The following is a 7,158-nucleotide window of genomic DNA, read 5'->3' as shown; positions in this document are numbered from 1 at the left end:
TGGACCATCATAAACATTCGGGATCGGCCGAAACTTCCCCAACTTCGTCATCCTTGGGCGAAGCAGTAGCGAAGCGCCGTCGCGGAGACCCTGGGATCCATGCGGTAACCTTAGCCGAAGAGTGCAGCGGAGCACAATTCCGCACCGCGGCAGCGCTCTGATGTCGCGGCATGGATCCAGGGGTCTGCGCCGCGTCGCTTCGCTCCTTGCTCCGCCCCAGGATGACGAAGCGATGGGCGTTTGCGCTAATCGCAAAGCCGATCGGCAGCAACCGTCGATAGTTCTGTCAGCGGCCAATTTCAGTGGCAAACCGCTAACTTCGGAGATTGGCTGAAACATCCCTCCATCATCCCGGGGCGGAGCAAGGAGCAAAGCGACGCGGCGCAGACCCTGGGATCCATGCCGTTACCACGCGGCAGTGCGCCTGCGGACCAGAACCGAACTACCACCCCGTTGCGCGAAAAAGCTCGAACAACTCAGGGTTGGTCTTCTCGATCAGCTCGATCTTCCACTGCCGCGGCCAGCGCTTCAGCGACTTCTCGCGCTGAATGGCGTCACGAATGTCGAAATGTTCCTCGTACCAGACCAGGCGCTGCACGCCGTAGCGGCCGGTGAAGCGCGAACCTTGGGCGGATTTGTGCTCCGGCATGCGGCGGCCGAGATCGTTGGTGACGCCGATGTAGATCGTGCCGCGCTTCTGGCTCGCGGTCATGTAGGTATAGCCGGTCATGGCTGAAGGGTAGCTGGCACAGTTGCGGATACAAGCGCCGTTCTGAGCCGCTGTATTCTTCGGCTGACGTCACGGCATGGATCCCAGGGTCTCCGCGACGTCGCTTCGCTCCTGCTCCGCCCTGGGATGACGAAGACGTGGTGGCTTATCGCTAATCGCAACCTTGGAGATTGGCAGCCCGATCGGCAGGCTCCGATCCACAGCCCTTTCAGGCTCTGTCAAAGAACCAAAACCTCTGTGCAGAGGAACTAGTCCTCGACCGGTTCGGGCGGATGGGCATCGCGGCCCTTGCCGAAGGTGTAGCCGGTTTCCACCGCCCTGCGACCGAACTTGCCGCGCAGCGTGTCGATGGCGCCTTCGGCCATGGCGCGCTTGCGTGACTGGACGTCGACCAGGTCGGGCGGGTCCGCCCGGTCATCGTCGGAGAGATCGCTGACGCCAATGCCGAGCAGACGGTATTTCGTGCCATCCGCTTCCTTGCGCAGCAGCTCGAGCCCGGTCTGAAAGATGCGGTCGGCCAGCCGGGTCGGATCGCCGAGCTGGCGATTGCGCGTGCGGATCTTGAAATCCTGGGTCTTCAGCTTGAGGACGACGGTGCGTCCGGCAATGCCGGATTTCTTCAGCCGGGCCGAGACTTTTTCCGACAGCGCCCTCAGCACCGAAACCAGTTCGTCGACGGAGGCGATGTCGGTATCGAAAGTGGTTTCCGCCGAGACGCTTTTCGCGTCCTGGTCGGGAACGACGCGACGGTCGTCCTCGCCGCGCGAAAGCCGGTAGAGCCGGTCGCCCATGACGCCGTAGCGGCGCATCAGATCGCCACGTTCCATGCGCTGCAACTGGCCGATGGTGCGGATGCCGTCGCGCTCGAGCGTGACGGCAAAGGCCTTGCCGACCCCCCAGATCAGCGTCACCGGCTGCTCGGCCAGGAAGCCGATAGCCTCGGCCTCGCCGATCACCGAAAAGCCGCGCGGCTTGCGGAAGTCCGACGCCACCTTGGCCAGGAACTTGCAGTAGGAAAGGCCGGCCGAAACGGTGATGCCGATCTCCTTTTCCACGCTGAGTGCGAAGCGCGCCAGCACCACCGCAGGCGGCAGGCCATGCAGGCGCTCGGTGCCGGCGAGGTCGAGAAAGGCCTCGTCGATCGAGAGTGGCTCGACCAGCGGCGTCAGCGCCTGCATCATGGCGCGCACCTCGCGGCCGACCCGCACGTATTTTTCCATGTCCGGCGGCAGGACCACCGCTTCCGGGCAGGCTTCGAGCGCCTTGAACATCGGCATTGCCGAGCGCACGCCGTGGATGCGGGCAATGTAGCATGCGGTGGAGACGACGCCGCGCTTGCCGCCGCCGATGATCAATGGCCGGTCTTTCAACGCCGGGTTGTCGCGCTTTTCGACCGCCGCGTAGAACGCGTCGCAATCGATATGGGCAAGGCGCAGCCGGTAGAGCTCCGGATGGCGGGCGAGCCGTGGACTGCCGCAGCGCTCGCAACGGCGTGCCTCGCTGCGCTGAAAACTCAGGCAGTCGCGGCAAAAACCGTGTTCGGGATTGTTGACAGGGGCCGCCATCGCTGCGAACATAAAGAGAACAAATGCAATGGTACGTCAGGACGGAGGCCACGACAAGGCGGTGGGCCGGGAGAGAGCTCATGAATACGACCATAGCGCCGCTAGTGCCCGAGCTTTGGGCGGATTTCGAAGATCTTTTCGGTAGGCAAGGCGCCTGCTACGGCTGCTGGTGCACACATTTCCGGCTGTCGCCCGCAGCGCGCCGCGCGAGCAACCGGGAGCGCAACAAGGACCACATCAAGGCGCGGATCGAGGCCGGGCCGCCGCCCGGCCTGTTGGCTTTCGAGGGTGGCCAGGCGGTCGGCTGGATGCAGATCGGCCCGCGTGCCGACGTCCCCGAATGGAACAACCAGGGCAGGGGGTCGGCGCCCGTCGACCCAGCCGATGCGACCGATCCGGGTGTCTCGGCGATCTCCTGTTTCTTCATCCGGACCAAGGCGCGGGGCAGGGGCGTGTCGCACCGTCTGGTCGCGGGCGGCATCGAGTTCGCCCGCCAGAACGGCGCGCGGCTGATCGAAGCCTGCCCGATCGATCTATCGAAGGATTCGCGCTCGATCGGGCTGTTCGTCGGCTCGTCGCGGGTCTTCGAAAAGGCCGGGTTCCAGCGGTTGGTCGAACGTAAGCCGGGCCGACCGCTGGTGCGGCTGGTGCTGTAACAGCCGCCGCAACACATAGGCCTTCTCTTGCGGCTGCGATGGTATTTGCCTACCAGTGATAGAACGGCTTGAGGGCCGCGATTAAGTGAGGATCGACATGAAGCGCGTTTTGCCACTTGTTTTACTTCTTGCCTGCAGCGCACCGGCCTTCGGCCAAGCGGTCGACAGGCAAGGCGCGAAGCAGCTTTCCGACGATCTGGCGCACTACATCGGCAAGAAGCTGTTCGATATCGGGTTCGTGAAAATTTCAGTCGACGGCGATGCCTACAAGCTCGCTTTCGACTTCAAGCCAGTCACGGATTTGATGGCAGAGCAGCAAGCCTTCAAGTTCGACGTCACGCCTTACTTCATCTTGGTCAAGCCACGCAAAGATGGACACTGGGACGTTTCGGCGGACGTGTCCCCGAAGGGGTCTATCGATTTCGTTGGCCCTGAGGGGGCGCAGCACATCGATTTCTCCGTGTCGGACAACAAGTTCACCGGAGTTTATGACCCCGACCTGGCCGCTTTCGCGAGCGCAACCGGTTCGATGGCTGGCATGACGATGACCACCCGAGAGCCCAAGCAGCAGGCGGATGTCACGGTCGGTGCTGGCACCGCCGTAATAGTTTCGACCAAATCCGCAAATGGCGGCATCGATTTCACGGTGACGGAAAAAATAACGAACTTCGCCGAAACGATCAAAGTCAACGATCCCAAAAGTGGGTTGAGTTTTCCGGCTGCTGTAAAAGCGCCTGAACTTTCCGTGGATGCGACCGGCAAGGGTTTGCGGACAAAGCCGCTGCTCGACCTGCTTGCTTTCATCGTGGCGACTGATGATGCAGCCAAATTCAAGGCGGATGAGGCGGAGTTCAAATCGCTTCTGACGGCAGCACTGCCATTGTGGGAGCGGATCGACGGCACCTACGGCTTCAAGGACTTTGTGGTGGAGAGCCCGGTGGGCAAGTTCGGTGCGACGCAACTAAATACCGCCGTCGGCATGGACGGCATCGCCAAGGACGGCAAGATCAACTACGCGTTCAAGGTTTCCGGCCTGACAATACCACAGCAGGTGCTGCCCAGCTGGAGCGTTGCGTTGCTGCCGACGGATATCGACCTCAACTTCGGCGGCACCAACATCGATCTGGACAGCATGGCGAAGAAAACCATCGAAACCCTTGATTTCAGCAAGGATCCACCAGTGCCGGCAGATTTCGGCAACCAGATCTTCGCCGATTTCCTGGCCAAGGCGCCAAAGGCCATTCTCGGACACAGCACGATCAAGAACGGCAACATCGAGATTGCGATGGAAGGTGAAATGACGTTCCCCGGCAAGAAGCCCGAGGCGAGCATGACCATCGATGTCGCGGGCTATGACAAGATTGTGGAGGCTCTGCAGACGGCGGCCAAGACCGAGCCGGAAGCGGCGCAGTATTTCCCCTTCGCACTCGCCGTCAAAGGGTTCGGCAAGGCACTGCCGGATGGTCGACTGGAATGGGTCGTCAACGCTAAGGCAGACGGTTCGGTCACGGTCAACGGCGCCATGCTGAAGCCGGCCGATGCCGTTCAGGACAACCCCATCATGGACCCAAGCAAGGCTACCGTTCCGGATCATGGCTCGGGCGAGAATGACAATGGCGGGGCAGGGGCGAAGTTGAAACCCTAAGCGCCGAGCTTGGAGCGGTTCATCGTTTCACGAAAACGCCGATCCGCTCCATGTCTTTGTTTTTGCGCAATTCCGGACGGAAACCGTTTCACCCTTTTCCGGGAATTGCTCTACACGCGGCTGGCGTTAACGCCCGAGTGCGCTCACGATTTTCGCCGCCGCGATCTGTCTCGGGATCGCCGCTTATATCGAATGCTCATGATTGTCGTCGCCGAGCGGCAGCGCCCGCAATGCCTTGCCGACTGCGGCGGGCGGCGTTCCGGTCTCCTCGGAGAAACGCATCAGCGTCGGCTCGTGGGCAAGGATGAACTGCAGCACGCCGGCCAGGAATCCCGGCTCGCCGGCCGCCCGGCGGATGGAATGGGCTTCGATGCCGGTGATCGCCAGGAAGCGGGGCAGAAGTTCCGAATCGGCGGCGACGAAGCCCAACGCCTTTACGGCAATGGTTTCCGCTTCCTCGCGCATTGACGCTGCGTTTGCCATCGCTACCTTCCTTCAAGGGCGGAATCGTTCTGTTTTCGCAGTAGTGGCAAGTGTCGCCGGCAGCAAGCTCGCCGACCTGGAATCCGAACGCTTTTAGGGCGGCCGGTTTCCGTTTCGTCAATCATATTGCCGTATAGTGGGAACAGGTTTGGTGCGTGCCGACAAGGGGCGCATGACGGCACCCTTCGAGTGGAAGGCCAGCCGGGACGGGAAATCGATGCCAAAGAAGGTTATGATCGTCGAAGACAACGAGCTCAACATGAAGCTCTTTCGCGACCTCATCGAAGCGAGCGGCTACGAGACGGTGCGCACACGCAACGGCCTGGAAGCGCTGGATCTGGCGCGGCAGCACAGGCCGGACCTCATCCTGATGGACATCCAGCTGCCGGAAGTGTCGGGCCTCGAGGTCACCAAATGGCTGAAGGAGGACGATGATCTCCACGTCATCCCGGTCATCGCCGTCACCGCCTTCGCGATGAAGGGGGACGAGGAGCGCATTCGCCAGGGCGGCTGCGAGGCATATATCTCCAAGCCGATCTCGGTGCCGCGTTTCATCGAAACCATCAAATCCTACCTGGGCGATGCCTGATGTATCTTTCCAGCCGAGCCGGAGCTTTGTGAAATGACCGCGAGGATCCTCGTCGTCGACGACATCCCAGCAAATGTCAGGCTGCTGGAGGTTCGGCTGCTCGCCGAATATTTCGAGGTCCTGACCGCCACCAACGGGCCGGACGCGATCGAGATCTGCGAGAACGGCAAGGTCGACGTCGTGCTGCTCGACGTGATGATGCCCGACATGGACGGGTTCGAGGTCTGCCGGCGGCTGAAGGGCGACCCGGCGACATCGCACATCCCTGTCGTGATGATCACCGCGCTCGACCAGGTTTCGGACCGGGTGCGCGGCCTCGAGGCCGGCGCCGACGATTTTTTGACCAAGCCGGTCAACGATCTGCAGTTGATGACTCGCGTCAAGAGCCTGGTCAGGCTGAAATCGCTGACCGACGAGCTGCGGCTGCGCGCCTCGACGACACGCAATATCGGCATCGAGGAGCTTTTGAGCCGCAACTTCGCTACCGACGATGCGGTGCCGAAGGTGCTGCTGGTCGACGAGCGCAAATCCTCGTTCGAGCGCATCCAGAAGATGCTGCGCGGCAGTGCCGATCTCGACGTCGCCAACGATCCGCATGCCGGCTTCTTCCAGGCCGCCGAGCAGCCGTATGAATGCGTGATGATCTCGACGGCCTTCGCCGATTTCGACCCGCTGAGGCTCTGCTCGCAATTGCGCTCGCTCGATCGCACCCGTTTCCTGCCGATCATCCTTCTGGCGGACGAGGGCGAGGAGGGGCGTATCATCCGCGGCCTCGAACTCGGCATCAACGATTATCTGATGCGGCCGATCGACCAGCAGGAGCTGACCGCGCGGCTGCGTACGCAGGTGCGCCGCAAGCGCTACAACGACCAGCTTCGCGCCAGCGTCACCCAGACCATCGAGATGGCGGTGACCGATGCCCTGACCGGCCTGCACAACCGCCGCTATCTCGACAGCCATTTGCAGACGCTGTTCGACCGCGCCGTGGCACGGCGCCGGCCGCTGTCGGTGATGATCACCGATCTGGACCGCTTCAAGAGCATCAACGACGCGCATGGCCATGACGGCGGCGACGACGTGCTGCGCGAATTCGCGCGGCGGCTGCGCAAGAATGTGCGCGGCATCGATCTAGCCTGCCGCTTCGGCGGTGAGGAGTTCGTCGTGGTGATGCCGGACACCGACGGCGCGGTAGCCGAAAAGGTCGCCGAGCGCATTCGCGCCGAAATCGCCCAGCTGCCGTTTGCCGTCGGCACCGAAGGCAAGGCCGTCGAAGTCACCGTCAGCGTCGGCGTGTCGTCAGTGCTGAAGGGGGTAGACACGGTCTCGGCGCTGATGAAACGCGCCGACCTTGCGCTCTACGAAGCCAAGAGCGGCGGCCGCAATCGCGTCGTCGCCAAGGCGGCTTAGCACCGAACACCAATTGCCCGGTCAACGCGACAAGGTTACGAATTTACCTTAATCCAAGCGATTTGCGAGGCTTGGTTAAGAAA

At 62.1% G+C, this 7,158-nt stretch carries 7 protein-coding genes; 4 read left to right on the top strand and 3 right to left on the bottom strand.

Translation table 11 applies throughout. The features are described from left to right. Positions 1–442 precede the first annotated feature (442 nt). Together NKI59_RS18465 and NKI59_RS18460 are read right to left on the bottom strand one after the other, a co-directional pair. Positions 443–730 carry a GIY-YIG nuclease family protein gene (locus tag NKI59_RS18465; protein WP_352705863.1) on the bottom strand — a complete coding sequence of 96 codons (288 nt, stop codon included), beginning with the start codon at positions 728–730 and terminating at the stop codon, positions 443–445. A gap of 248 nt (positions 731–978) precedes the next feature. Then, positions 979–2,307 (bottom strand): DNA polymerase IV, encoded by a 1,329-nt coding sequence (locus tag NKI59_RS18460; RefSeq protein ID WP_352705861.1) that lies wholly within the window; start codon positions 2,305–2,307, stop codon positions 979–981. Positions 2,308–2,375: 68 nt separating this feature from the next. Between NKI59_RS18460 and NKI59_RS18455 the strand changes: the two genes are divergently transcribed. Next, positions 2,376–2,951 (top strand): GNAT family N-acetyltransferase, encoded by a 576-nt coding sequence (locus NKI59_RS18455; protein WP_352705859.1) that lies wholly within the window; start codon positions 2,376–2,378, stop codon positions 2,949–2,951. 97 nt (positions 2,952–3,048) lie between these two features. After that, positions 3,049–4,596 carry a hypothetical protein gene (locus tag NKI59_RS18450; RefSeq protein WP_352705857.1) on the top strand — a complete coding sequence of 516 codons (1,548 nt, stop codon included), beginning with the start codon at positions 3,049–3,051 and terminating at the stop codon, positions 4,594–4,596. A gap of 183 nt (positions 4,597–4,779) precedes the next feature. Here NKI59_RS18450 and NKI59_RS18445 read toward each other — a convergent pair whose 3' ends face one another. Beyond that, on the bottom strand, positions 4,780–5,079 hold the full coding sequence (locus NKI59_RS18445) for a DUF3572 domain-containing protein (RefSeq protein WP_352705854.1): 300 nt from the start codon (positions 5,077–5,079) through the stop codon (positions 4,780–4,782). Between the two features lie 172 nt (positions 5,080–5,251). On the opposite strand from NKI59_RS18445, the gene NKI59_RS18440 reads away from it, so the two are divergent. Together NKI59_RS18440 and NKI59_RS18435 are read left to right on the top strand one after the other, a co-directional pair. Continuing rightward, positions 5,252–5,668: a response regulator gene (locus tag NKI59_RS18440; protein WP_348625950.1), complete on the top strand. Its 417-nt coding sequence runs from the start codon at positions 5,252–5,254 to the stop codon at positions 5,666–5,668. A 33-nt stretch (positions 5,669–5,701) separates the two neighbouring features. After that, a complete protein-coding gene (locus NKI59_RS18435) occupies positions 5,702–7,075 on the top strand; it encodes a PleD family two-component system response regulator (protein ID WP_352692320.1) in 1,374 nt (457 codons plus the stop codon). Positions 7,076–7,158 lie beyond the last annotated feature (83 nt).

It is taken from the genome of Mesorhizobium sp. M0598 (assembly GCF_040320865.1).
Lineage (GTDB): Bacteria > Pseudomonadota > Alphaproteobacteria > Rhizobiales > Rhizobiaceae > Mesorhizobium.
Note: the sequence above shows the minus strand (reverse complement) of the source record. Positions and strands in the feature narration are given on the sequence as shown.

Bases quoted from the DNA above. Each gene is read 5' to 3' on its own strand.
- NKI59_RS18465 (WP_352705863.1), bottom strand. From the start codon at position 730: ATGACCGGCTATACCTACATGACCGCGAGCCAGAAGCGCGGCACGATC.
- NKI59_RS18460 (WP_352705861.1), bottom strand. From the start codon at position 2,307: ATGTTCGCAGCGATGGCGGCCCCTGTCAACAATCCCGAACACGGTTTT.
- NKI59_RS18455 (WP_352705859.1), top strand. From the start codon at position 2,376: ATGAATACGACCATAGCGCCGCTAGTGCCCGAGCTTTGGGCGGATTTC.
- NKI59_RS18450 (WP_352705857.1), top strand. From the start codon at position 3,049: ATGAAGCGCGTTTTGCCACTTGTTTTACTTCTTGCCTGCAGCGCACCG.
- NKI59_RS18445 (WP_352705854.1), bottom strand. From the start codon at position 5,079: ATGGCAAACGCAGCGTCAATGCGCGAGGAAGCGGAAACCATTGCCGTA.
- NKI59_RS18440 (WP_348625950.1), top strand. From the start codon at position 5,252: ATGACGGCACCCTTCGAGTGGAAGGCCAGCCGGGACGGGAAATCGATG.
- NKI59_RS18435 (WP_352692320.1), top strand. From the start codon at position 5,702: ATGACCGCGAGGATCCTCGTCGTCGACGACATCCCAGCAAATGTCAGG.